At 67.1% G+C, this 24,370-nt stretch carries 23 protein-coding genes; 10 read left to right on the top strand and 13 right to left on the bottom strand.

What is annotated here, in order from left to right; all coding sequences use genetic code 11:
- Window position 1: 1 nt before the first annotated feature.
- The 8 genes from QE397_RS15895 to QE397_RS15860 are packed head-to-tail and all read right to left on the bottom strand — an operon-like array spanning window position 2 to window position 8,534.
- Window positions 2–1,288 carry an MCE family protein gene (locus QE397_RS15895; RefSeq protein ID WP_307095863.1) on the bottom strand — a complete coding sequence of 429 codons (1,287 nt, stop codon included), beginning with the start codon at window positions 1,286–1,288 and terminating at the stop codon, window positions 2–4.
- Window positions 1,285–2,442 carry an MCE family protein gene (locus QE397_RS15890; RefSeq protein ID WP_307095862.1) on the bottom strand — a complete coding sequence of 386 codons (1,158 nt, stop codon included), beginning with the start codon at window positions 2,440–2,442 and terminating at the stop codon, window positions 1,285–1,287. Before QE397_RS15890 ends, QE397_RS15895 begins: the two co-directional genes overlap by 4 nt.
- On the bottom strand, window positions 2,439–3,596 hold the full coding sequence (locus QE397_RS15885) for an MCE family protein (protein WP_307095859.1): 1,158 nt from the start codon (window positions 3,594–3,596) through the stop codon (window positions 2,439–2,441). The genes QE397_RS15890 and QE397_RS15885 overlap by 4 nt, the downstream gene beginning before the upstream one ends.
- Window positions 3,593–4,648, bottom strand: a complete 1,056-nt coding sequence (locus QE397_RS15880) for an MCE family protein (protein ID WP_307095857.1) — start codon at window positions 4,646–4,648, stop codon at window positions 3,593–3,595. The genes QE397_RS15885 and QE397_RS15880 overlap by 4 nt, the downstream gene beginning before the upstream one ends.
- Window positions 4,645–5,628 (bottom strand): MCE family protein, encoded by a 984-nt coding sequence (locus tag QE397_RS15875; RefSeq protein WP_307095855.1) that lies wholly within the window; start codon window positions 5,626–5,628, stop codon window positions 4,645–4,647. The genes QE397_RS15880 and QE397_RS15875 overlap by 4 nt, the downstream gene beginning before the upstream one ends.
- A gap of 35 nt (window positions 5,629–5,663) precedes the next feature.
- Window positions 5,664–6,857: an MCE family protein gene (locus QE397_RS15870; protein ID WP_307095853.1), complete on the bottom strand. Its 1,194-nt coding sequence runs from the start codon at window positions 6,855–6,857 to the stop codon at window positions 5,664–5,666.
- Window position 6,858: 1 nt separating this feature from the next.
- Window positions 6,859–7,698 carry an ABC transporter permease gene (locus QE397_RS15865; protein WP_307095851.1) on the bottom strand — a complete coding sequence of 280 codons (840 nt, stop codon included), beginning with the start codon at window positions 7,696–7,698 and terminating at the stop codon, window positions 6,859–6,861.
- 11 nt (window positions 7,699–7,709) lie between these two features.
- On the bottom strand, window positions 7,710–8,534 hold the full coding sequence (locus tag QE397_RS15860) for an ABC transporter permease (protein ID WP_082544730.1): 825 nt from the start codon (window positions 8,532–8,534) through the stop codon (window positions 7,710–7,712).
- Window positions 8,535–8,659: 125 nt separating this feature from the next.
- Here QE397_RS15860 and QE397_RS15855 point away from each other — a divergent pair, with 125 nt between their 5' ends.
- The 3 genes from QE397_RS15855 to QE397_RS15845 all read left to right on the top strand — a co-directional run bounded on the left by QE397_RS15855 (window position 8,660) and on the right by QE397_RS15845 (window position 12,069).
- Complete coding sequence (locus tag QE397_RS15855) at window positions 8,660–9,454, top strand: triacylglycerol lipase (protein ID WP_307095848.1); 795 nt, start codon at window positions 8,660–8,662, stop codon at window positions 9,452–9,454.
- A 60-nt stretch (window positions 9,455–9,514) separates the two neighbouring features.
- Entirely contained in the window at window positions 9,515–10,153 is a 639-nt protein-coding gene (locus QE397_RS15850; protein WP_027504457.1) for a TetR/AcrR family transcriptional regulator, read from the top strand.
- Window positions 10,154–10,281: 128 nt separating this feature from the next.
- Window positions 10,282–12,069 (top strand): multicopper oxidase family protein, encoded by a 1,788-nt coding sequence (locus QE397_RS15845; RefSeq protein ID WP_307097594.1) that lies wholly within the window; start codon window positions 10,282–10,284, stop codon window positions 12,067–12,069.
- A gap of 28 nt (window positions 12,070–12,097) precedes the next feature.
- Here QE397_RS15845 and QE397_RS15840 read toward each other — a convergent pair whose 3' ends face one another.
- The 3 genes from QE397_RS15840 to QE397_RS15830 are packed head-to-tail and all read right to left on the bottom strand — an operon-like array spanning window position 12,098 to window position 14,650.
- Window positions 12,098–12,823, bottom strand: a complete 726-nt coding sequence (locus QE397_RS15840) for a TetR family transcriptional regulator (RefSeq protein WP_307095846.1) — start codon at window positions 12,821–12,823, stop codon at window positions 12,098–12,100.
- A gap of 52 nt (window positions 12,824–12,875) precedes the next feature.
- Window positions 12,876–13,661 (bottom strand): SDR family oxidoreductase, encoded by a 786-nt coding sequence (locus tag QE397_RS15835; RefSeq protein ID WP_307095843.1) that lies wholly within the window; start codon window positions 13,659–13,661, stop codon window positions 12,876–12,878.
- On the bottom strand, window positions 13,658–14,650 hold the full coding sequence (locus tag QE397_RS15830; protein WP_307095841.1) for an SDR family oxidoreductase: 993 nt from the start codon (window positions 14,648–14,650) through the stop codon (window positions 13,658–13,660). The genes QE397_RS15835 and QE397_RS15830 overlap by 4 nt, the downstream gene beginning before the upstream one ends.
- A 153-nt stretch (window positions 14,651–14,803) precedes the next feature.
- On the opposite strand from QE397_RS15830, the gene QE397_RS15825 reads away from it, so the two are divergent.
- The 5 genes from QE397_RS15825 to QE397_RS15805 all read left to right on the top strand — a co-directional run bounded on the left by QE397_RS15825 (window position 14,804) and on the right by QE397_RS15805 (window position 20,707).
- A complete protein-coding gene (locus QE397_RS15825; RefSeq protein ID WP_307095839.1) occupies window positions 14,804–15,418 on the top strand; it encodes a GntR family transcriptional regulator in 615 nt (204 codons plus the stop codon).
- Window positions 15,419–15,604: 186 nt separating this feature from the next.
- Window positions 15,605–17,044: an MFS transporter gene (locus QE397_RS15820; protein ID WP_307095837.1), complete on the top strand. Its 1,440-nt coding sequence runs from the start codon at window positions 15,605–15,607 to the stop codon at window positions 17,042–17,044.
- Between the two features lie 42 nt (window positions 17,045–17,086).
- Window positions 17,087–18,007, top strand: a complete 921-nt coding sequence (locus QE397_RS15815; protein WP_307095835.1) for an ABC transporter substrate-binding protein — start codon at window positions 17,087–17,089, stop codon at window positions 18,005–18,007.
- A 3-nt stretch (window positions 18,008–18,010) separates the two neighbouring features.
- Window positions 18,011–18,994, top strand: a complete 984-nt coding sequence (locus tag QE397_RS15810; protein ID WP_307095833.1) for an ornithine cyclodeaminase family protein — start codon at window positions 18,011–18,013, stop codon at window positions 18,992–18,994.
- A gap of 465 nt (window positions 18,995–19,459) precedes the next feature.
- The gene (locus QE397_RS15805; RefSeq protein WP_307095831.1) at window positions 19,460–20,707 is read left to right on the top strand and encodes a diguanylate cyclase; all 1,248 of its coding nucleotides are present in this window, start codon (window positions 19,460–19,462) and stop codon (window positions 20,705–20,707) included.
- A 77-nt stretch (window positions 20,708–20,784) separates the two neighbouring features.
- Here the strand turns inward: QE397_RS15805 and QE397_RS15800 are convergent, their stop codons facing one another.
- Complete coding sequence (locus QE397_RS15800; RefSeq protein ID WP_056449433.1) at window positions 20,785–21,519, bottom strand: GAF and ANTAR domain-containing protein; 735 nt, start codon at window positions 21,517–21,519, stop codon at window positions 20,785–20,787.
- A gap of 363 nt (window positions 21,520–21,882) precedes the next feature.
- On the opposite strand from QE397_RS15800, the gene QE397_RS15795 reads away from it, so the two are divergent.
- The gene (locus tag QE397_RS15795; protein WP_081821111.1) at window positions 21,883–22,257 is read left to right on the top strand and encodes an Lsr2 family protein; all 375 of its coding nucleotides are present in this window, start codon (window positions 21,883–21,885) and stop codon (window positions 22,255–22,257) included.
- A gap of 49 nt (window positions 22,258–22,306) precedes the next feature.
- Window positions 22,307–22,990 (top strand): hypothetical protein, encoded by a 684-nt coding sequence (locus QE397_RS15790; protein ID WP_222640011.1) that lies wholly within the window; start codon window positions 22,307–22,309, stop codon window positions 22,988–22,990.
- A 39-nt stretch (window positions 22,991–23,029) separates the two neighbouring features.
- Here QE397_RS15790 and QE397_RS15785 read toward each other — a convergent pair whose 3' ends face one another.
- Complete coding sequence (locus QE397_RS15785) at window positions 23,030–24,352, bottom strand: FAD-binding protein (protein WP_307095827.1); 1,323 nt, start codon at window positions 24,350–24,352, stop codon at window positions 23,030–23,032.
- Window positions 24,353–24,370 lie beyond the last annotated feature (18 nt).

The raw sequence follows: 24,370 nt of genomic DNA, 5'->3' as shown, positions 1-24,370 counted from the left end.
TTCACTCGTCCGGCAGCATCATCTGTTCCACCGTTGCGGGCGGCGCGTCGGACAGCGTCGACTCGACCCAGCGCGACCCGTCATCGGTGATGTACGACCCGTTGTTCGGGTCGTAGGCACCCTGTCGGCACAACTGCACCGTCGCCGCCCGCCGGCCCGGGAACTCCTGGCACGGCAGGTTGCGTGCACCGCGGATCGCGCTCGGGTCGTCCGGCGCAACCTTGCAGTACAGGTCGGTCGACGTCGGCACGGTGTCGACCTCGACGGGTGACCTGCGTTGGTCGGCGGGGAGGAAACCTTCCGTGCACGGCGGCGGGTCGTTGAGTTGTGCGGCGAAGTAGGTGTTCTGGCCGGGGTCACCGGCATCGGCATTCGCTTTACCGGTGCCTTGCGTGGCAGCGATGAGAGGGGGATACAGAACCAGGATCTGTTCCAGCGCAGCGTTGTAGGTGACGGCCACCTGCTCGACGCTGATCAGGTTCGACAACAACAGGGGGAGTGTGGGGCGCAGGTCCTGGAAGAGGCCCGACACCGCAGCGCCCAGGGGTTCACCACCGTCGATGACGGATCGTAGGTTGCCGTCGCGCGCCGACACCTGACCGGTGACGGTGGCCAGCGACGCGGCCCACGACCGGATGGCGTCACTGCTCGCGGCGGTCGCACCGAGCACGGGGTCGAGATCGGTGACGAGGGCCGCGATCGGGTCGATGTTCTCCCGCGTCGCCGTGGTGACGGACCCGAGCGAGTCGAGCAGCTCGCCGAGGGTGTCACCGTCGGCGCCCAGCGCGAGGGAGCTGTCGTCGAGAACGCGGCCGAGAGTCACCGGGTCGACGGAGCGGAACGCGGCGTCGAGCCGGTCGATCGTCGGGGCCACCGCGGTGGGGATGGTGGTGCGGTCGATCGGGATGACCGACCCGTCTTCCAGAAAGGGCCCGTCGTCCGTGTCGGGCAGGAGATCGATGAACTGTTCGCCGATGGCCGACATGCTGTGCACCTCGGCGCGTGTCGACGCAGGAACCGACACGTCCGAGGACAGGGAGACGACGGCCGACGCACCGGTGGGAGTGACGCGCAGGGCACTGACCTTGCCGATCTCGCTGCCGCGGTACGTGACGTTGGCGTTGGTGTACAGGCCGGCGCCCCCCGCGAGCTCCACAGTCACGCTGTACCGGCCCAGCCCCAGCTCTTGCGGGATGCGTGCGTAGTGGACACCCGTGATCCCCACCGACAGCACTGCCACCACGGCGATGACCGTCAGCTGGACACGGAGTCGGACAGTCGGAGTCATGGTGCGCCGTTCTGTGGCGGAAGGTTCGGGGGCAGAAGGTTCGGGGGCAATAGCAGGTCGTTCACGGTGGGCAGCGTGGGCGTCGGGGTGGGTGCCATGGCGCCCACGGCTCCTTCGAGCCCGGCGAGCATCCCTTCGAACGGCGTGCCGAGAAGGAGAGCGTTGTCCAGCGTGGCCATCCGGAGATCGAGCGTCACCTCGCCGTTGGCATAGTCGCCGCGCACCGCGTTCTTGTAGACGTCGATGGGGAACGGGTAGGTGAGGAGATAGCGGAACGATTCGGTGAGTGATGTTCCGGAATCCGCGAGGGACTTGAGGACCGGGCCCAGATCGTCCAGTGCTGTGACGAGGTCGTCGCCGGTGTCGTTCACGATGGCCTCCGCCGTCGTGCCGAGGCGTCCGAGGGAGTCGAGGGCCGAGACCAGGTCCCCCCGACGATCCGACAACACGGTCAGAGCCGGAGCCAGCGCGGTGACCGCGTCGCCCAGGACCGCGTCGTTCGCGGCGACCGTCCCGGCGAATCGGTCCAGATCCACGATGGCGTTCTGGATGTCGCTCTTCTGATCGTCGAGTCCGACGAGCAGTGTCTCCAGACCCGCGAGGACCGAGCGCAGCGACTCCTCGTTGCCGTCCAGTGCCGCGTCCACCTCGGTCGTGATGTCGTTGATGCGCGCGAGCCCACCCCCGTTCAGTACCAGGGACAACGACGACAACGTCTGCTCTGTCGTGGGGTACGCGCCCGCTCGGTCGAGGGGGATCACATCGCCATCGGAGAGTCGACCCTGTGCGTCTCCCGATGTCGAAGCGGCCAATTCGATGTGGGTCGATCCGAGGAGGCTCGTCTGCCCCACCGACGCGACGGCATCGGCCGGGAGTGTGGTGCTGCCGTCGAGACGCACCGTCACCTCGGCGTGTCCGTCGACGAGCGCCAGATCGGCCACACGTCCGACGGTGACGTCGCCGACGAGGACTCGCGCGTTGCGTTCGATCGTGGACACGTCGGGCATCTCGATGACCACCTCGTACGATCCGGGACCGTCGCCCGCCGTGCCCGGCAGCGGAAGCGAGTTCAGGCCCTGCCATCCGCACGCCGACAGCAGTGCCGACGAGCACAAAACGAGTGCTACCGACGTTGCGGCCCTCCGTGTCGTCATCGCCCACCCTCGCTGTCGACGATCTGGCCCGGCAGAGCGCCGACACCCGTGATGGGGTTCGCCTGCAGGGGCAGGTAGTCGAACGCGAGAGTCTTCAGCAACGGACCCAGGTACCGGACACACGACTCTGCTCCCTCCTGCGCTCCCACCTGCTCGGCGGCGGCGATGGCCGAACAGACGAAGTCCATCGGATTCGCGAAGTTGTTCGGCGCCAACGACGACACGATCGCGTTGTGCGCCGGCTGGTAGATGTTGTTCAGATTCGACAGCGCAGTAGGCGCTACGTGGAGGATCTGCGCGATGCCGTCCCGCTGGGACGCCAGCTCGGCCGTCAGCTCTTCCAGGCTGCCCAGAGTGGTTGCGACGCCCGTCCTGTTCTCGCGGACGAAGCGCTCCACGTCCGACACCGCCCCGTCCAATGATGCCAGCGCGCTGCCGATCTCGTCCTGATCGTCGGCCAGCACGGAGGTGACCGAGGCCATCGTCTCGTTGAACGTGACGATCTGCTGATCACTCGCAGCGAGTGCCGACACGAAGACCTGGAGGTTGCGCACGAGGGAGTAGAGGTCGGTTCTGCCGTCCGAGAGCGTGCGCATCGCGTCGGACAGCTGGGTCAGCGTGGTGCGGATGTCCTGCCCACGCCCGCCGATAGTGGCGTCCACCGCATCGACGAGCGCTCCGAGGGGCCTGGCGGCGTCGACCGAGTCGGGCCCGGTGGGGCCCTGCGGCGCGAGCGTCTCGGACACGCGGGCGAGTTGCTCGGTGATGCGGTCCCACTCGACGGGCACGGCGGTCCGGTCGAGCGGGATGGTGTCGGCGGATCGGAGGGTGTCGCCGCCGTCGTAAGCGGGAGCGAGTTGGACGAAGCGCGACGCGACCACACTCTGCGAGACGATGACCGCCTTCGCGTCGGCCGGAAGGGGATACGACGAGTCGTAGCGCAGTCCCACCTCCGCGTGGTCGCCGCGAGGCTCGATCGAGGTCACCGAGCCGATGGTCACTCCCATGAGGCGCACGTCGTCACCGACGTACAGACCGGTGGTGTTCGCGAACTCCGCCGTCACCGCAACCGAGGTGAATCGCGGCACGATCGCGTACGACGCGGCAGCAGCGACGACGAGGAACAGCACGACGCCGACGAGCCTCCTGGTCATCGGGGTGCTCCGTTCAACGCAGTCAGCGGATTGACGGAGGTGGAATCGGCCGGAGCCGGGCCCAGTCCGAGGGCAGCCCGGATGAACGGGCTGATGACCTGGCCGGGGATCAGGTTCTGGATGTACGAGTTGAAGAACGGTCCGCTGGACACCGCCTCGCCGAGTTGCGTCACGTACGGCCCCAGGTTCTCGATCGCGGCGGAGATGTCCGCCTTGTTGTCGGTCAGGACGGTGAGGACGGAGTCGAGCGAGGCCAGTGTCGGCGCAAGCTCGGCCTGGTTGTCGGCCACCAGTCCGCGCAGTTGGTCCGCCAACCGCGTCACGGTTCCGAAGAGTGTGTCCACGGCGCCGCGTCGTCGGTCGAGTTCGGCGAGAACCGTGGCCGCATCGACGATGAGCGTGTCGACCTGCGCACTGCGGTCTGCAAGGACGCCGGTGACCTTCTCGGCCGACGCCAGGAGGTCACGCAAGCTCTCGTCCCGCGACGCGACCGTCGCGGACAAACGACCCACCCCGTCGATGGCGCGGCCCAGGTCGTCCGGTGTGCGATCGAGCATCTCGGTGGTGGCGGCGAGTGAGTCGGTGAGCTGCTCGGTGTCGATACCGGCCGCGTCGTCGGTGAGATCGCCCAGTGCGTCCGTGAGCTGATACGGGCTGGTGGTGCGGTCGAGTCCGACGGGTTCCGTCGTCGACAGGCGGCCGTCACCACGCGGATCCATCCGGAGGTTCTTGGTGCCGAGGACGGTTTCGGTGGCGATGGCGAGACGGGTGTCGTTGCCGGGCAGCACCTTTCCCTCGACCGAGAACGTCACCAGGACGGCCTGTCCCGCGACCGCGATGTCGGTGACCGTCCCTACCCGCACCCCCGCGACCTCCACGGCGGCGCCTGTCTCGAGTCCTCCGGTGTCGAGGAACAATCCGCTGTACGACGTTCCGGCGGAGACGATCGGCAGTGCGGCCGCGTTCATCGCTGCTGCTGCGGCGATCACCACGAGGAAGATGCCGACGATGCCGGTGCGGACGGTGTCGACCGTGCGAAAGCGTTCCATCATGCTGGGGCACACCTTCCCGTGTTCTGACCGATGAGCGGTGTCGTCAGGCCCCACCCGTCGGGCGTGTCGATCTTCAACCTGATGCCGCACAGGTAGTAGTTGAAGAAGTTCCCGTACGCGCCGAGGCGGCTGAGGGAGGCGTACGTGTCCGGAAGGCGAGTGGTGATGCTCGCGATGGTGTCCTTGCCGGCATCGAGTTGTGCTGCCGTGCGCTGCAACTGGTCGATGGTGGTGTCCAACGGGGGACGGGCGTCGACGAGCAGATCGCCGATCGTGGCGGCCGAACTGTCGATGCTCGTCAGTGCCTCACCCCAGGTCCGGGTGTCGGCAGCGAGGCCGGACACCAGCGTCTGAGCACTGTCTATCGCGAGGGACACGTCGTCCTGGCGCCCTGCGAGTGTCGCCAGGGTGGTCCGCAGATTTGTGATCAGCTGTCCGATCACCTCGTCACGGTCTGCCAACGACGACGTCAGGCTCGCGAGCCGCGCCAGCACAGAGGCGACGGTGCCGCCCTGCCCCTGCAAGACGTCGACGAGTTCGCCGGTCACTCTGTTCACGGTGCTGGGGTCGAGGCCGGAGAACAAGGGTTGGAATCCGCCCAGGAGTCGGTCGAGATCCAGTGCAGGAGAGGTCCGGTCGACCGGGATGGTGACGCCGGCAGCGAGAGGCGCGGCGTCACCGGCAGTGTCGGCCAATTCGAGGTAACGATCGCCGACCAGGTTCTGGTAGCGGATCGTGGCCGTGGTGGACTCGGTCACGGTGTACGCATCGGTCACGTCGAACTCCACCACGGCGTGGTCGTTGTCGACGATGTCCACCGTGCCCACCGATCCGACCTCCACACCCGCCACTCGGACGAATTCACCACTGCGCAAGCCGGACGCGCTGGTGAAGAGCGCCCGGTGGGTGGTGGTCGAGTCGAAGCGGACCTGGCCGAAGACGACCACCAGAGCGGCGAGCACCAGGGTCATGGTGACCACGAAGCTCGTGAGCCGAACAAGGGTGCCCCGGTGACTCATCGAGTCGTGCTCGGTGCTGCGAGACCGCCGGGGAGGAAGTCGATGATGGACGTCGGGTCCAGGACGGGGGCGGTCGTACCGGCGCGGAAGGGGTTCGAGCCGGTGTCGGCGCGGACGTAGGGAGCCGGAATGTCGCCGTCGGACAGCAGCGGCAGCGCACCGCACCGGGGCCCGCCGGTGGCAGCGACCTTCGGTAGGTCGGTGGCGTACTCGTACGCCGGCACCCCGAACAGCACGGTGCTGTTCAGCAACATCGTGCGGCCGTTGCCGCCGGAGACCTTCTCCGCAGCCTTCCGTGCGATGTCGGCGCCCTGAAGGAAGCACGTGAACTCGGGGGAGTACTCCCGCAGCAACCCGGTCGTCGGGACCAGATCGGCCACCGTGGCGGTCACTCCGTCGGCGTTCTCCGCGAGAACGGTGCGAGCGTCGGTCGCCGCTCCCGTCAGCGACGTCAGGGCGGGGCCCAGCACATCAGTGCTGTCGGTGACCGTGCGCGCGGTGGTGGTCAGCGAGGCCAGAGTGCTGACCAGATCCGGTGCGCTGTCACCCAGTGCACCGGATGTGACAGCAGCGGAACGCAGGTCGCGTCGGAGTGTGGGAACGAGCGGACTGACCGCCCCGAGCACGGTGTCCAGGTTCTCGATGGTCGTGCCCAGCGCGCGGCCCCGGCCGTTCAGGGCGGTGGAGAGCGCCCCCAGGGTGGTGTTCAGCTTCTCGGGTTGCGACGCGACGAGAACGGACGTCAGCGATTCGAACACGGAGTTCACCTCCACGGTGACGGAGGAGGCGGCGATGACGGCGCCGTCCGCGATGGGCACGGCGGACGGTGACGGGGGAGCGGTGAGGGTGACCATCTTCGATCCGAAGATGGTGGTGGCGGCGACGGTGGCCCCGACATCGGAGGGCACCGAACCCGCGATGTCGCCGCGGAGGCGGAGGTCGATCACGGCGCCGCGGGTCGACGGGCGGACCTGCGACACGGTGCCGATCTCGACACCGTTCATCTTGACCAGCGCGCCCCGCTGCATCACCAGCCCGGCGCGATCGGACTGCACTGACACGGTGACCGACGGCATGATCGCTTCCCTGACGGTGCCCCGATAAGCGAGGTAGGCCGCCGCGACGACTCCGACGATCAGCAGAATCGACAGGAGCGCAGCGCCTTTGAGGCGTGCGGAGGATTGCGTCATGTCACCCTGCCAGGTGCACGGATCGTGCGCTGCCGTACAGCGCGAGCGAGATCAGCAGCGTGACGCTGACGACAGTGATGAGGGACAGTCGCACGGCGCGTCCGGTGGCGGTGCCGACGCCCGCGGGACCCCCGGAGGCGGTGTAGCCGTAGTAGGTGTGGATGACCATGACCGCAACAGCCATGACGATGACTTGGACGAACGACCACAGAACATCCGTGGGTACGAGAAACGTGGAGAAGTAGTGGTCGTAGACCCCGCCGGACTGGCCCAGCACCACGACTGTCGCGACCCGGCTCGCAAGGAACGACGTGATCAGTGACAACGCGTAGAGCGGAACCACTGCGACGATGCCCGCGACGATGCGTGTGCCGACGAGGTACGGCAGCGACTTGATCGCCATGACCTCGAGCGCATCGATCTCCTCGCTGATCCGCATGGCGCCGAGGGCGGCGGTGGTTCCGGCACCGATGGTCGCGGCCAGTCCGACTCCCGCGGTGACCGGTGCGACGACCCGGACGTTGACGTAGGCGGCCAGGAACCCGGTCAGCGCGTCGACCCCGATACTTCCGAGCGAGTCGAAACCCTGCACCGCGACGGTGGCACCGGCGAACAGCGTGAGAAAACCGAGGATGACGATGCTGCCGCCGATCGCGGCGAGAACCCCGGTGCCGAGGGAGATCTCGGCGATGACGCGCATCGTCTCCCTGCGGTACGACCGGACGGCTCGGCCGGTGGACGCAAGTGCACGCGTGAAGAAGATCGCGCGTTCGCCGAGCACATCGACCGCTCCGGAGGCAGCGTTCGTCCGGCGTCGCATCGCAGCGGCGACGTCGCTCATCTCGAGAACCATCAGCGGCCGCTCACGGCGAGGCCCACGGAGGTGAGGACCAGGTTGGCCAGGAACAGGGCGACGAACGAGAACACCACGGTCTCGTTGACCGCCTCCCCGACGCTCTTCGGTCCACCCCGCACGGACAGTCCGCGGTAACAGGCGACCAGCGCGGCGAGGAGACCGAACAGTGCTGCCTTCACCTCGGAGAGCAGCAGTTCCGGAAGTCCCACCAGCAGCGTGACTCCTGCGGCATAGGCACCCGGCGTGACGTCCTGGAGGTACACGGAGAAGAAGAACCCGCCCACCAGTCCGATGGTGCACACGGCGCCGTTCAAAAGAGCCGCGACGAGGGTGCAGGCGAGAACGCGAGGCAGGACGAGGCGGTGTACCGGGTCGATGCCCAGCACCTCCATGGCGTCCACCTCCTCGCGGATGGTGCGCGATCCGAGATCTGCGGCGATCGCAGTCGCGGCAGCGCCGGCCACGACGAGCACGGTGACCAGCGGCCCGATCTGGGTGACGGCGCCCAGGCCTGCGCCCGCACCGCTCAGATCGGAGGCACCGATCTCGATGAGCAACGAGTTCAGGGTGAAGACGACCAGCACCGTGAACGGGACCGACATCAGGATCGTCGGCAGCAGGGACACCCGGGCGATGAACCAACTCTGATCGACGAACTCCCGCCACTGGAACGGCCGCTTCGCGAGTGCTCGGGCGGTGTCGAGTGCCAAGGAGTAGAACTCGCCGAGTGACGACACCGCCCCGCGTGCCGCCGACGTGACTGCGCGCGAGGTGGAGACGCTCACCGGCCGACCAGTGTCCGTGCGTGGTCCATGCGGCATACCCTTCCGGTGACAATCAGCAACAGCGGCTGTGACTCAGGCCACCATACCGCACTGTATGGTGTGTTCGAACGGTTTCGATGATCCGACCTCGGGAGAGATGAATGTCGTTGTGCAGCAGGCTCATGTCCGTCGTGCTCATCGCGACCGGAGTCCAGGCGTGTGTCGTGGCTCCGTCCACGGCCGGCCCGGCGGATCCGTGCGTCGACACTGTTCTCCTGCTGCACGACCTGGGTTCCTCCGCGGCGGAGTGGGACGGGTGGACCGACGATCTGACGAGGAGCGGGTGGTGTCCGGTCACGCTGACCTACGGCGAATCGGCTCTCACGGAGGCGCTCCGGCCGGTCGCCACGGTCGCCGGGCTGGCTGCACTCGAGGACTCCGCGTCGCAGGTGCGGTCGGCGATCGACGGGATCCTGTCCCGCACCGGGGAGTCGCGGATACGCGTCGTGGCACGCGGCGCGGGAGCGCTGGCCGTGCAGTACGCACTGGCCCACCCCGTGAACGACGGACCTGCCCCGGTGTCCACATTGCTCACGATCGGGCCTCTCTGGCGCGGAACGAACCTCGCCGGGGCCGGCACGATCGCCGCGTTCAACCGCGGTATCGGAATTTACGACGAATTGGCCCGTCTGGAGAAGCCCCTGGTGGGTCCGTGGTGCGGGGCGTGCGGCCAGATCGTCGCGGGGTCGTCGTTTCTCACGACTCCGCCCGTCGACGTACCGGTCGCTGGGGTGCGGTATGTCGACCTCGTCACGGCGACCGACGGACTCGTGACCGCTCCGCTCACGAGTGCGATGCCGGGTGGCGAGGCGATCGTCGTGCAGTCTGTCGATCCGACCAGCACGGTCGACCACACCCGGCTCTCGAGCGACGAGCAGGTACGGCGACTCGCGCTGGACGCACTCGGTCGGACCTGAGCCGACGAGGTGATCGTACGATCAACGAATCAGTCGAGCCCGATGACACGAAGGAGAGCGATGGCACCCGAGGCCGCGTCCGGCGATGCCCGCACCCGGAGTGGCGCTCCCGCACGTCGACGGCGTGGCAGTGAGAAGAAGTCGGCGCCCGCGCCACGGGCTCCGCGGCTCACCGTCGACGACTGGATCGACGCCGCCTTCGCACTGCTGGTGAGCGAGGGCGTGTCGGAAGTGAAGATCACGACGCTGTGCGAGCGGCTGAAGGTGACCAAGGGCAGCTTCTACTGGCACTTTGCCGACATCGACGAGCTGATGACCGCCATCGCCGACAAGTGGTGCGACGAGCAGAACGACACGCTCCGCGGACTGGCGCAGGTGGACACCGTACCGGTGGACGCGAGACTGCAGGTGATGGCGGAACTGCTTCTGCAGGAACGTACCTGGGCTGTCGAGGCGGCAGTGCGGGACTGGGCTCGGACCTACGACAAGATTGCCGTGGTCGTCCGGGAGCTCGATCAACGCATCTTCGACGTGGTTCAGAACTCGATGCGCGAACTGGGGTTCGACGAGGCCGAGGCACGGTTGCGGGCAGGCTTTCTCGTGTACGCGGGAATCGGTTTCGTGCATGCCCGCGACAACCTTCCCACGCCGACCCCGGACGAGGTGCGGGCGATGTTCGCCCTGCTGACCGCGCGGTAGCTGCCCGTCACTCCGCCGAAACGGGCCTGACACACCATACGGTGCGGTACGGTCAGCCCGGCGCACTCGCGCCGCGGGCATGGGGGTGCGAAGTGGCGGAGGAGTTCTCGGTCGGTCGTGACGGTGCGATGGCGCGCCGGCGGTTCCTGCGCAATCTGGGCTTGGCGGTGACAGTGGGTGCGACGGGGGGTGTTGCCACCCGCGCTCAGGCTCAGCCGACCCTCTCGAGTCCGCTGTTGTTCCACTCGCCGGCACTGACGCCGTACATCGACGAGGTGGCTCCGCTACCTACTGTGCGCGGGGCCGACCACGTTGTCCGAACCGTGTCCACGATGCATCGGTATCACTCGGGAGTGTCTGCGGCGCCGGCGATGGCGTACGAGGTGGACGGGGTGGCGACCACGGTGCTCGGCCCCACCCTCGAAGCGGTGTCCGGTCAACGGATGTCGCTCACGCTCACCAACGACCTCGGCCCGCATCCGTTCGCGCGCGATCTCGACACGAGTCTCCACGGGGTTTCGCCTCTCTTCCGGACCAGTCCGCCGACGGTGCTGCATCTGCACGGTGGGCTGACTCCGCCGGACAGCGACGGGCACGCCGAGCAACTAGTGCATTACGGTCGCACCCTGCGCTACGAGTTCCCGTTCCGCCAGGAAGCTGCGCACTTCTGGTACCACGACCACGCCATGGGAATCACCCGCGCGAACGTGTACGGCGGACTCGCCGGGAACGTTCTGCTTCGCGACCGCTTCGACACCGGCGAGCCGAGCAATCCGCTGGGTCTGCCCGCAGGTGAGTTCGAGATGCCGCTCGTACTGCAGGAGAAGATCCTGAATCCTGATGGCAGAGCGAGCCTGCGATCCACCCCCGTGGTGCCCGAAGGATCCTGGGAAGGCGGGGCCGTCGGCGATCTCGGAGTGGTGAACGGTGCTGTGTGGCCGCGTGTCCCGGTCGCTCGCGGGGTGTATCGCTTTCGTATGATCAACGCCGGCTCGTACAGCGTCTGGAATCTCTACCTCGATCACGAGATCCCGTTTCTGGTCATCGGTAACGACGGCGGACTGCTCGATGCCCCGGTCGAGACTCGACACCTCCGGATCGCCCCGGGGGAGCGCTACGACGTGCTCGTGGACTTCGGGGCAGTCGAACCCGGCACGGCGGTGCGGCTGCTCAACGACGAGGCACCACCGTTCCAGGCTGCGCAACTAGGCGCCGTCGCCATGACGCACTTCTGCCGCTTCGACGTCACCGCGGCTCGCGGCCACACGGGCGCGATCCCGAACCGTCTGCGCGACGGTGGATCACGACCGGAACCACTACCGCCGATCGCAACTCCCGACCGCCACCGTGTCGTCACCGTCAGTCAGCCGTACGCGCTACGGCTTCCGCCGGCGTACATGGCTCTCAACAACCTCCGCTACACCGACGGGGACATCGAATCTCCCCGCGCCGGGACCACCGAGCGGTGGGACATCGTGAACGTCACGGCGGATCCGCATCCGATCCATCTGCACCTGGTGCACTTCCGCATTCTCGAGCGCGTCCCGCTACGCACCGTCGAGCTTCAACTCGCTCATCCGCAACCCGCCGTCGGCACGAAGTGGACGCCGTCACCGGAACCCTTCCTCGCCGGTCCGGGACTCCCTCCCGCGCCATGGGAGAGCGGGTGGAAGGACACGGTGCGACTCGATCCCGGTACCGTGACTCGCATCGTCGTGCGATTCCCCACCGCCGAGGAACTCGACTTCGATCCCGACGCCGTGTTCCCCCGGCCGCCCGAACCGGGTGCCCTGGCGTCCTACGACCATGCAGCTCACAGCGCACCGGCCAGAGATCTGCAGGGCTACATGTGGCACTGCCACATCCTCGACCACGAGGATCACGAGATGATGTTGCGGTACCGCGTGATCGGGTGAGGTGCGGGGTGCCTCGACGCTGCGAATCTCACGTTCGACGGGGGCCGGGTATCAGCAGGGGAACGCGGTCCACCAGGTCGAGTGCGACATCGGGAGAGGCGCCGTCGAACACGGCGGTGTGGATCCCGCGCATGGCGCCGGTCACGAGTTGCGCTGCCGCAGCCACGTCGGTGTGGCGTTCGATCTGACCGGCATCGGCCGCTCTGTGTAGCAGTTGTTCGATCGCGACGACGAAGTCGGTGTGCCACCCCTCGGCGGTTCCTTCGCTGCGGGGAACACCGATGTTGCGGAACAGCACGTGGGTCGCTGGAGTGTCGTAGATGGTGGCCGCGGCGATGTGCAGGAACGATCGCAGCTGTCCCAGAGGATCGTCCGGCCACGTCTCCTGCTCGGAACGCGTTGCCATGCGGTCGATCAGCGTGGTGGCGGCTTCGTTGACGGCTGCGTGGAACAGGTCGCGTTTGGTGGGGAAGTGGTGGAATGCGGTCCGGGCCGCGAGTCCGCAGTGCTGCGCCACGGCCTCCACGGTGATGTCGCCGTAGTCGGAGTGTTCGAGCAGCGTCTGGGTGGCGTGGACGAGCCGAGTGGGCGCCGGCCCCGGGTCGTCCGCCGTGTCGGACGCGGCCCACCGATAGAGAGTGGTCGGGTGGACACCCAGATCAGATGCGACGGCGGTGGGACTCTCTGTTCCCTCGAAGGCACGCTCCACAGCGGCGCGACGGTCGGCCGCAGTGAACTTCGAGGCCCTGGCCATGATCGTGACACTACAGTCCGTGTCGGCCGAGCGGGGACGGCAACTCGGGAGATCAGCGCAGTAGCCGCGCCACCGCCGGAAGCAGTACCCGAGGTGGCGTCAGCGCTGCCGTGGCGGCCGCGATGGTGTTCCTCCGTCCTGAGATGACGTGTGGACGTGAGGTTCTGGCGTCGAGGGCGCGCATCGCGGTGGCGACGACCTCGGCGGGTGACTGGTACGAGCCGGTCGTCGCGGCGGACTCGCCGATGACATCGAAGAACTCGGTGCGCGTCGGACCCGGGGCGAGTGCGAACACTCGGACACCGTGGCGCCTGGACTCGTACCACAGCGACTGCGTGAAGCTCAGGACGAACGCCTTGGCTGCGGCGTAGACGGCGAGGGTGGGAACGGGTTGGAACGCCGTCGTGCTGGCGACGTTGACGACGGATCCGGTGCCGCGGGAGATCATGTCGGGGAGGAAGGCAGAGCAGATGTCCACCACTGCAGCGACATCGACCGCCAGGAGCCGCGCGAGGTCGTCGGCATCGTTGTCGACGAACGGGCCCTGTACAGCGAAGCCGGCATTGTTGACGACGAGGTCCAGTCTCTCGGGAACCAGGGTCCGCAGTCGACGTCCGGCTGCGGGTTCCGACAGATCATGGGAGACCGTACGGCAGTGGATGCCGTGTGCACGTTCGAGTTCGGCTGCGAGAGCGGTCGACCGGTCCTCCCGTCGTGCCACCAACACCAGGTCGGAGCCGCGCGCGGCCAGGGCTCGGGCGAACTCGGCCCCGATGCCGGAACTCGCTCCGGTCACCATGGACCGCGCCGGTCGGAATGGATCCTGCGAGCGACTCATCCTCGGGAGTCCTTCGACCGATGCCCACGCTCGGAGGCGGACCGGCGGGCGAACTCCTCGTAGGAGGTGGGTTCGCGTCCGAGCAGTGCGGGAAGCACGGTCAGATCACCGGCGGGAAGTCCGTGCCGGTCGTAATGTGACATCATCGTGCGGTACGCCTCGCGCGCATCGTGCGGCCAGTCGTTCATGCCGCGGGGATTGGCGGCCGCGCCGATTCCCCGCACGAGGTGGCTCGCGGAGTGCATTCCGGTCGCCCGGACGGCCTCGACGAGGATCGGTCCCAGCGCGGGCAGGGCGGCTGTCCTGTGTCTGAGCGATGACGGCGGGATGCGGAGAGCAGTCACGCGATGGCCCAACACCGTCGACCAGATCGCCGCCATCTGGTGGCGAGTCAGTTCGACGGTGGACAGGTCGTAGGTACGCCCGGTGTGTGGGTCCGGATCGAGTGCGATGGTGGCGGCCACCTCGGCGACATCGGCGAGGTCGACCACTCCCATGACGCTGTCCGGTGAGACCGGGTACGGCATGACGCCCGCGTGCAGAAGGTCCCACACCTCGAGGTAGTTCTGCATGTAGTGCGACGGTCTCAGGACGGTGGTGGGGATCGCGCTGTCGAGCAGCATCCCCTCCGCGATGTGCTTCTGCCGATGATGGGTCAGCTGGTGCAGTTCGGGGTGGATCACCGAGTGGAACACGATGTGCTGCAGACCAAGTGATGGTCCTGAAGCGATGAGGTGATCGATGATGGGTCGCTCGTCGATGATCTGCGTCGGAGCCGCGTGGTACAGGACGGTCGTGCCGGCGAGGGCCGTGTCGAGTGTCTGCGGGGCTCTCAGATCGCCCACGACGACCTCGGTGGCCCCGTCCCGCCGAGTCGTACGGGCCTGGTCGTCGTTCTTCACCACCGCTCGTATCGGAACACCTCGTGATGCCAGCTGTCGGACGAGCAGCCGTCCGACACCGCCTGCGGCACTGGTCACCGTGATCATGGAATCCCCTCCGGTCTCCGCACCCGGCCCGCCCCGATGCTTATGCGAATATTGCATTATGAATGCATATAACGCAAGGCTGACAAGGCGTGATCGGCGGACGGGTCGTCACGATCCCGGCATCGAGAGGACCGGCCGACTAGACTTCTTCCCGTGGACGCGGGTCGAGAGAACGACAGGTCACCCGGCGACACCATCGCGGCACACTTGCGGGAGGAGATCCTCTCGGGTCGTCGTGTCGGCGGGGAGAGGCTCGTCGAGGAGACCATCGCCAAGAGTTTCGGTGTGTCTCGCGTGCCGGTTCGAGAGGCTCTGGCGCAGTTGGAAGCCGAAGGTTTCGTCACCACTGTGCGGTATCGCGGTGCGACGGTGTCGACCACTCTCCACAAGGACAATCGAGAGCTGCTCGAGGTCCGGCACGGACTCGAGGTCCTCGCCGCCCAGCTGGCTGCGCGCAACCGGGGTGGCCCGGTGGCGGACGAGCTGGCGCGCGTCGTCGAACAGGCGCGGGAGCGCAGTGGTGAACCATCCGCCGACCGGAGCGACGCCCGGTCGTTTCACGACCTCATCGCCATCGCCTCGGGCAACGACCAACTCAGAGAGATGCTGGCGGGCGTCAATCGACGCGTCGAGTGGGGCCTCGGTGACGATCCCGATGCCACCGTTCACGACCACGCGGCGCTCGCCTCGGCCATCCTCGGTGGCGCGCCCGTCCAGGCGGGGTTCCTCATGGACGAGCATCTCCGGCAGGACGAAGCCGACACCTGAGTAGTCGGTCCGTCACTTCGTATACTATCTGAGGTGTATATCAGGGGATTAACACATCCGTAGCGCCGAGCAACGGGAATGACACGTGGTTTGTATACAAATTAGGCAGTCGTTTCGGAGCACGTGGAGAGGCGACTCGCCGGCTGACATCCGTTCCCGGTGCCGTCCAGTCCCCTGGAGCACACCATGTCCACATCCACTCCGGCGTCGATCCCACCGGGCGTCGATCCCGTGCCGGCATCGGCACTGTCCAGCACCCTCGACCGCATCGGATTCACCCGCGTCCAGGGAGCTGTCGTCCTCCTCCTCATGGCGGGGTTGTTCTTCGACAGTCTCGAGCAGAACTCCACCGGCGCCATGGGCCCGCTCATCAAGGACTCTCTCGGAATCGGCAACGCGCAGTTGACATTCATCAACACCGCCACCGTGATCGGTGGACTCGTGGGCCGCCTCATCGGTGGCTACATCGCCGACCGGTGGGGCAGGCGGGTGGCGCTCAGCCTGAACCTGCTGGTCTACACCCTCGGCGGACTGATCAGTGCCGCGTCCGTCAGTTACGAGATGCTGCTGGCGAGCCGATTCATCGTGGGCATCGGTCTGGGCGGCGAGTTCACGGTCGGTTTGGCGATCCTCGCCGAACTGGTCGCGACCCGCCACCGCGGTTCTCTCCTCGCCACTCTCAACATCTCGTCCGGAGGCATCGGCAACATCGCATCGTTCGGCTTCTTCATGCTCGTGCTCGGTCCGCTCGGAGGCGTGCTCGGCGGCGACGACACGTCGTGGCGCTGGACTTACGTCATCCTCGCGGTTCCGGCACTGCTGGTCGTGTTCTTCCGGCGCTACCTTCCGGAATCGCCGCGTTTCCTGTTGTCCAAAGGGCGTGTCGACGAGGCCAATCGAAGTCTGACGCGGCTGGCCAGTGGCTCGATCTCGGGGCTTCGCGACCCGGGGCCGACGAAGCAGTTCGTGACCGATGCCGACATCCTGCCCACCACCTCGTCGACGTCGTACGCCGAGGTGTTCCGCGGGCAGAATCTGCGCCGCACCGCGGCGGTCGGAGCCGCCTCGTGGATGTCGTTCGGTGCCCAGGTCACCCTCCTGTTCCTCATGCCCATCCTGTTGGTCTCGCGGGGCTACTCCCTCACGGACTCACTGCTGTTCACCATGATCATGAACGTCGGCAGTCTCTTCGGCGCCTGTGCCGCGTGCTATCTCGCCGGCCGAGTCCGGCGGCGGCCCACTGTGATGACCGCGGCCGTACTCGGATGCATGTCTGCGGTCGCGTTCGCGACTCTCGCGAACAGCGTTGCCACCATCCTCGTTCTCGGCGCCGTCTTCCAGTTCTTCACGATGATGCTCAACACCATGCTGTCGGTGTGGACGCCGGAACTGTTCCCCACCTCGATCCGCGGAATGGGCACGTCCATCGTCAACGGAATCGGCAATGTAGCCGGCGCTGTCATGCCGTTCGCAGCTCTCTTCTTCTTCGACCGCGCGGGAGTGGCCGGAGTGTTCTTCATGATCGCGGCCATGTACGTCCTCCTGGTCGTCGTCGCCCGGTTCGGACCCGAGACGTTCGGACAGTCCCTCGAGGAAGTGAACGAGAAGGAGCTCGTCGCAGCCTGACACTCGAACACAGTGCACCACAACAGAAAGGCAACATCCATCATGACCGAGTCACTGTTCGTCTCCGCCACCGCGCACGGGCTGAACTACCTTCCCGAGTACTACGCCGATCACGCCGGCATGTTCGCCGAGCGCGGTATGTCGGTGCACGCGAAGGCGTGTGACCCATGGACCGGCGTGCTCGACGATCTCGACAGCGGTGCTGCGGACATCGCGCTCGGCGGACTGTGGGTTCCCGGAATGTACTGGGGTACATCTCGTCAGCTCACCGTGTTCGCGCAGCTCAATCACCAGTTCCCCAAGGCGCTCGTCATGCGAGAGCCGACACCAGAAGGATTCGACTGGTCGATGCTGACCGGGAAGACCGTATTGGCGCCGGGAATCGGTGGTAGCGCGCCGTATGCGATCACCGCGGGAATGATGCGGGAAGCGGGAATCGACTCCGCCGCCACCACGTTCCTCCGCGACCTCTCCACGCCGATGTTCGTCGAATTGTTCGAGGACGGACTGGGTGACGCGATCATTCTCGACATCACGACCGCTCAGTCGATGTCGGACCGCCACACCGGACACATCGTCGTCGAGTACGCAGACGTCGGCGGGCTCGGCCCGAACAGTGTGTACTACTGCCGCACCGACCGTGTCGACGAACTGCAGGACCGGTTGGTCGCGTTCACATCCGCCTTGGACGCTGCGATGGCAACGGTCAAGGCGACTCCGGTCAGTGAACTCGAACCCTTGCTCGCCGAGCACTGGCCCACGATGCCGCTGTCCACTTTGTCCGCCGCCTGCACCAGGATTCAGCAGTCCCGCACCTGGGACACGGTGCGCATCGACGGTGCTGCGAGCGACCGCTGGATGCGCATCCTCCACGAGGAGAAGATGGTCGGTCGTGCCCCCGCGTTCGAGGACCTGGTCACCTCGCACATCGTCGACGCTGCGGAACTGACGACGGTCGGCTGAACGGTGACACTGGTACTGCGTCACTCGGAGATCTCGGCGCTCCTGGACCGCACGACCGTCCTGGAAGCAGTCCAGCGGATGTTCGTGGAATTGAGTCAGGGCAGCGCCCAGAACCCGGTTCCGCCGTCGATGAACGGAACCGACGACGCCCGCATCATCCCCATGGTGGCCCAGTCCGGTGTCGCGCAACTGGCGGTGGCCAAGGTGCTCTGCGACGCACCCGCGAATCGTGCGCGCGGACTTCCTCGTCAGCGGTCGACGATGCTGGTCACCTCGACTCGCACCGGAGAATGCGTCGCTCTGTTGGACGGACGTGCGATCACTGCCATCAGGACCGCAGCCGCCAGTGCAGTCGCCACCCGGTACCTGGCACGGCCGGGGCCGGCTGTGCTGGGTGTCGTCGGCGCCGGCGCGCTCGCGGTCGAGCATGTCCGCGCGATCCGCACTGTGCGGGACGTGACCAGTGTTCTGGTGTGGTCCAGATCGGCGAGCACGGTGGAGACGTTCCGTACGGCCCTCGAGGGTGACGATCTCCTGGTGCGGTCGGCAGCGTCGGTGGAAGAGATGGCCCGCTGCGCCGACATCGTCTGCACTCTCACCCCGTCGGTTCACCCGATCCTGCGCGGCGAATGGCTCACCACCGGAACGCATCTGAACGTGGTAGGTGCAGCGCCACGCCCGAACGAACGTGAAGTGGACGGTGAGGCCATGGCGCGGTCGCGGGTCGTCGTGGACAGTCGAAGCACCGCGCTGTCCAAATCGGGGGATGCCGTGCTCGCACTCGCCGAGGGTGCGGTGACCGAGGACGACCTGAGCACCGAGATCGGTGACGTCATCACCGGCCGGAGGATCGGTCGATCATCGGACGAGCAGATCACACTCTTCGACTCGACCGGCATCGGTGCGGAGGACCTCGCCGTCGCACGCCTCGTCATCACAGCAGCTCGTGAGCGAGGACTGGGAATCAGCGTCGATCTCAGCTCGTGAGGCGGCGGGGGAGAGTCGGGTGAACCCCACGGGGCGACAGGACGGTCTCGCTGGTGGCGACGACGGCCTTCCCGCCGGGGTGAGCGTGACACGTGTGTGACGCCGCTCGTCAGGGTGGAGCGGGTGCTCGACGGGCCGGTGCATCTCGAGACCGTCCACGATCTCGGGGCCGTCTCTCGAGCCGAGTGAAATAGTGTCGCGGACCGCCGCCTGCACTGAACCGACAGCCTCGGCCAATTCCGCGCGACGACCCTTGTTCTTCTCGAACTCGGACAGCAGTGTCCATACTGTCGGCTCGCTTCCGGTTCCCCGGTCATCGGGGAACCGTCCGGGCTATTCGGCGACCAGTGCCGCCCGGCGATGGGGCGAAACGGTCAGATCGCCGGGTGCGCCGGTGTAGAACGATATCCGGGGCGGGTGGCGAAGGATGTCCCCGACCGTGAGCACGAACGAGTGGGTGTCAGGGTGTCGGTACATCGTCTGCAGTGGTCGCCGGGGCAGCCGTCGGTGTCCGACGTCGAGGCGCGAGCGGCCACCATCGGTGTGATCCGCTACGACATCGCTGCCCGGCGCCTGGATCTCGACGACCGCGCGAGGGAGATCTTCGCGGCGCCCGCGGACCGTCCCGCGATGCAGGTGTGGCACGAACGAGTGCATCCCGACGACGAGAGTGTCGTGCAGCGGATGTTCGAGGATGCCCACACCTCGCTCGGGGCCGAGTGCCTCTACCGGATCGTGCTTCCGGACCGGTCCCTGCGGTACGTCCTGACCCGGAGTATGACCATCGAGAAGACGAACGAGTCCGGCGCCGGAGTTCTCACCGGCATCGTGCTCGCCGTGGACCCCGAACTCGGCGCAGACGCCGTACTCACGCGGGTGCTGGATCGGGTCTCGCTCGGCTTCATGGTGTTGGGCGAAGACATGGTGGTCCGCTACATCAACACGGAGAGCGAACGGCATCTCGGGGTGCCTCGCGCCGAGATCCTGGGCCGACACATTCACGACGCACTGCCGCGGACGCGGGACTCGTTCTTCGGTGACTTCCACCGCGAGGTCCTCGCCACGCGTGGTGAGGTGACGCTGCAGACGGCATCCCTGTACGTGCCCGGTCGCACCATCGAACTGACGGGCAGTTTCGTGGACGGGCACGTGGCGATCAATTTTCGCGACGTCACCGAGACCGTCGAACGGACCGCTCGCCTGGTCGACGCGTACCAGTCGATTCTGGACCGGTCTCGTCATGACGACCTGACCGGCGTCCTGAACCGGTCGGCACTGCTGGAGAGGCTCACCCACCCGGACTGCGACCTCGCTGCTCCGACGGCGCTGCTGTTCGTGGACGTCGATTACTTCAAGGAGATCAGCGACACTCACGGACACGCGGCGGGTGATCTCGTCCTGCGTACGCTCGCTCAGCGTCTGCGGTCCGAGTGCGGTTCGGAGGATGTGATCGGCAGAATCGGTGGCGACGAGTTCATCATTGCGTCGTTCGCCCCGACGGGCGCCGGCGGCGAGCAGGGTGCGGACCGGCTGGCCGCCCGACTAGGTGACAGGGTTCGCGAACCCATCGCGCTCGACGAGAGCGATGTCGAGGTGTCCGTCACCATCGGGATCGCGTACAACTCCGGAACCGTCCGGCTCGCCGACCTCCTCGCCCTCGCCGACACGGCCCTGTACAGCGCCAAACGCACCCGGCCTGCTCGACGCGGGTAGCCGCGAGACGTGGGGGACCTCGTTGCTCCGGTGGACGGTGGGCTCCACTGACAGGGGAGCGGGTGCGTCGCTGATGGTCAGAGATCGCCGGTCGGCGCGGCGGCGCTGACGGACTCGACGAACTCGGTGGCGATGTCGCGCACCTTGCGATTGAGATGTTGGGAGCGGGTCGACAGCACAGAGAAAGCCGCATCCTCGTCGATACCACGCAGTGCCATCAGAATGCCCTTGGCCTGTTCGATGGGAGCCCTGTGCACCAGCGCGTCCCGTAGCCCGGCGATGGTTCCGTGTAGTTCGCGGCGACGTCGAGCCCTCTCGAGAGCATCCGCTGTCACTCCGGTGAGCAGCTCGACGAGGCGGTGATCGAGATCGTCGAAACCCTGTGGTGCACGGGCGAACAGGGTCAGCGATCCGACCGGCCGATCGTCGCAGACGATCGGCGCACACAGCATGGTGTTGATGCCGACGCGGCGAGCAGCAGGTCCGAGATGCGGCCATCGATCGTCGTCGACCGTGCAATCGACGACGATGGTGGCGGCCGTGCGAGCCGCGTGCAGACAGGGACCGTCGTCGGCGGAGTACTGCTGGTCGTTGATCGGCGCGATCTCCGTGCTCGAGGCTGCGGCGGTGAAGGTGACATCGCCGATCGACAGCGTGATGCCGCAGTGGTCGGCGGCATCGACGAGGGTGCAGGCGACGTCGGTCAGTCGATCGAGCAGCTCGGCGACGTGGTCGTCGTCGGCGAGTGCGGCAACTGCCCGGACGGCCAGAGCGAGCCGCAGCTCGGGCGGTGTGGGGTCCGACGTGGTCACGGCGCTCTTTCCATCACTGTCTCAGGTCGCGCCGACCGGTGACGGGCCTCGCGAACTCGGGAAGTCGGTGCCGACCGCCGTCGGTTTCGACAGTCGAGCACCGAACTCCGGGTGCAGCGGGGCACCTGCGGAGAATTGTGCCCAGTGGGGGACCACCCTGAAACACCGCTCGAAGATCACATGGAGTCGAGAGAGAAAATTTCCCCTCACGGAAGGTTGAGTGGCACCGGACAGGGTATGGACACGCACAGACAGCGGCGTCCAGAGTGTGGCGGCTTCCTACTACCTACCGATACAACGGCAGATCGGCCCGTGCGGGGTCACCCTGCGTGGTCGTTCGTACGCGTGTCCGAGGAGCTCCGCGTGGTTCGCAAGGTTGACGTGACGCTGATCGACGACCTGGACGGGATGTCCGCGGACGACACCGTCGTGTTCGGTTACCGGGGAACATGGTTCGAGATCGACCTGTCGTCCGAGAACGCAGCGCAGATCCACGGCCTGCTCACGGAGTGGAGCACCCGAGGACGTCGGTCGGAGGACATCTCGACGGTGCGGCGTCGGACGGCAGCGGACCGCGCGGAGACCGCGGCGATCCGCACGTGGGCGCGTGGACATGGTTTCGCCATCGCCGACCGCGGGCGCATCGCCGATTCTGTCGTGGCGGCGTATCGGACGCGAGCACGTCCGCCGTCTCGTGAGGATGCGACCTGCCCCCGTCGTCGCGGACGGGAAAGCTGAACGAGGCGTACGCGAGTCGATCTGCGAACGCCTGGTGGAGGGATGGACCATGAACGACCCCGGTGATGCGACCGCGTCCGACGGGCCTCGACTCGGCCCGGGGGAGCGGTTGTCGGATTTCGTCGACGTGTGTGTCGGGGTCGCCGGCGCGGACGGTGGCGCGGTGGTCGTGTCGTCCCCGCGTCACCCCGATACGCGACGCGTGCTGCACACCACCGACTCGTCGGCGGAGAGGATCGCCGACCTGCTGTACCTGCACGGCGCGGATGTCGATCTCGTGTCGAGTGACCGTGCGGTGGGCCGGACGATCATCGTGGACGACCGCCACGACGGGGCGCGGTGGCCGTTGCTGATCGACGACCTGGTGGCATTGGATGTCGGGTGGGTGAGGGTGCTCCCACTGGGCGCGGTGGACGCCCCCCTCGGGTGCGTGCAACTGCACCGGCGCTCGGTGTGGAGCGGGCCGTTGCCGGCAGGAACGGACGTCTTGATCGGACACCTGGTGCGGGTCATCGGGCCCGTGGTCGCAGGCGACGCCGCGCTGGCGACCGTGGACGGGGACGAGGCAACCGATCTCACGAGCGTGGCCATCGGCATCCTGGTCGCGCGGCATGCCGTGGCGGTCGATGTCGCGTCGGCGATGTTGCGGGCCGGAGCGGTCACTCGGGAGCATTCGTCGGTGGAGGAGGCGCAGCGCATCATCGCCACCCTCCACGGCCGCGAGGGGCCGTGACACGCGCAGCGCGGCGGCGGCATCATCCTTCCCGAGGGGTCACCCGGCAGTCTCCGCGGCGACGAGTCCGAGCACCAGAGCGGCCGCCAGACCGCCTGCGTACGCGCGGTTCCACAGGCCGCCCGTGTCGGAACCGGCTGCCAGCAGGCCCGGAATCGGCTCGCCGTTCGGTGTCAGAACACGGGCGTCGCCGTCGACTCTGACGCCGTGAAACGGGAAAGTGACGGCCGGGACGGCTTCGATGACGTAGTAAGGCGGTTCGCTCAGCGGGCTCGCATCCAGCGCTCGGCCCGGCACAGGGCCCTCCGCCGACGTGGTGGACTCGTTGAAGTCGGCGATCGCGGCCGCGATGGCGGCTCCGTCGTATCCCCAGTCCTCCGGTAGGTATTCGAGCTCCTCGAGCGTGTCCGCTCGTCCGACCCGACCCCCGCGCTTGCTCGCCAGTGCGAACTTGTCGACGGCCACGGCGCCCTCGACGTACGACGCCAGGACCCAGTCCCGGTGCACGCGAGCGTCCGCCACGAGAAGCCCGCGTGCCTCGCGCCGGTCGAGCAGAGCCATCGTCGTCAGGTGATCACCGAGTGTCTCGTCGACGAAGCGCGTCCCGTCGAGATCGAACAGGAGCGCGTGTTCGCTGTAGTACAGCGACATGTCGACGAAATCGGACGGGTCCGTCAGGGTCACCCCGCTGGGAATCAGGTGCCCGTAGAAGCCGGCGTTCATCGCACCGGCGGCAGCGCCGACGCTCTCGGCGAGTGTCAGGCCCACCCCCGTGCTGTGGGGGTTCGAGCGCAGTTGCATGCGCCCTGCATTCGGATGAACGTGCTTCTCGAGCAGCGCTGCGGACCCTTGGAAACCGCCCGTGGCGAGCACGGTGTGCGCCGCCCGCACGTCCTGTGGTTCCGCGGTGCCGGTCCGGATCACCGCGCCGGTGACGACGCCGTTCTCGAACATCAGGCTCTCGGTGCACGTGTTCAGAAGGACCGATCCGCCGGACTCGAGGACGATCCGCCTGCACAGATCGACGTACTGGTTGGTGTCGAACTTGTGTCCTCGCCCGAAGGACAGGATTCGCTGCGCATCGCCCACCTCCACACCGGTGTCACGTAACCACTGCACGCCGTCCTGGAACCGGTCCACCAGCAGTCGCCTCAGGGCAGGGTTGCCGTGCGGGTTCTGTGCGTCCATGACGGTGTGATCCGGTGCCGTCCAGACGTATCCGGCATAGCGCGCGGATCCGCCGACATCCGCACCGACCTCCACCACGACGACGGATCTGCCTGCGGACGCGGCGCGGGCTCCGGCGGTCAGACCGGCCATCCCGCCGCCGATGACCAGTACGTCGCACTCGATGTCGTTCATTGCTGTCGGCCTCTCGAT

The sequence above is a fragment of the Rhodococcus sp. SORGH_AS_0301 genome, from assembly GCF_030818285.1.
In the GTDB taxonomy this organism is placed as follows: domain Bacteria; phylum Actinomycetota; class Actinomycetes; order Mycobacteriales; family Mycobacteriaceae; genus Rhodococcoides.
Note: the sequence above shows the minus strand (reverse complement) of the source record. Positions and strands in the feature narration are given on the sequence as shown.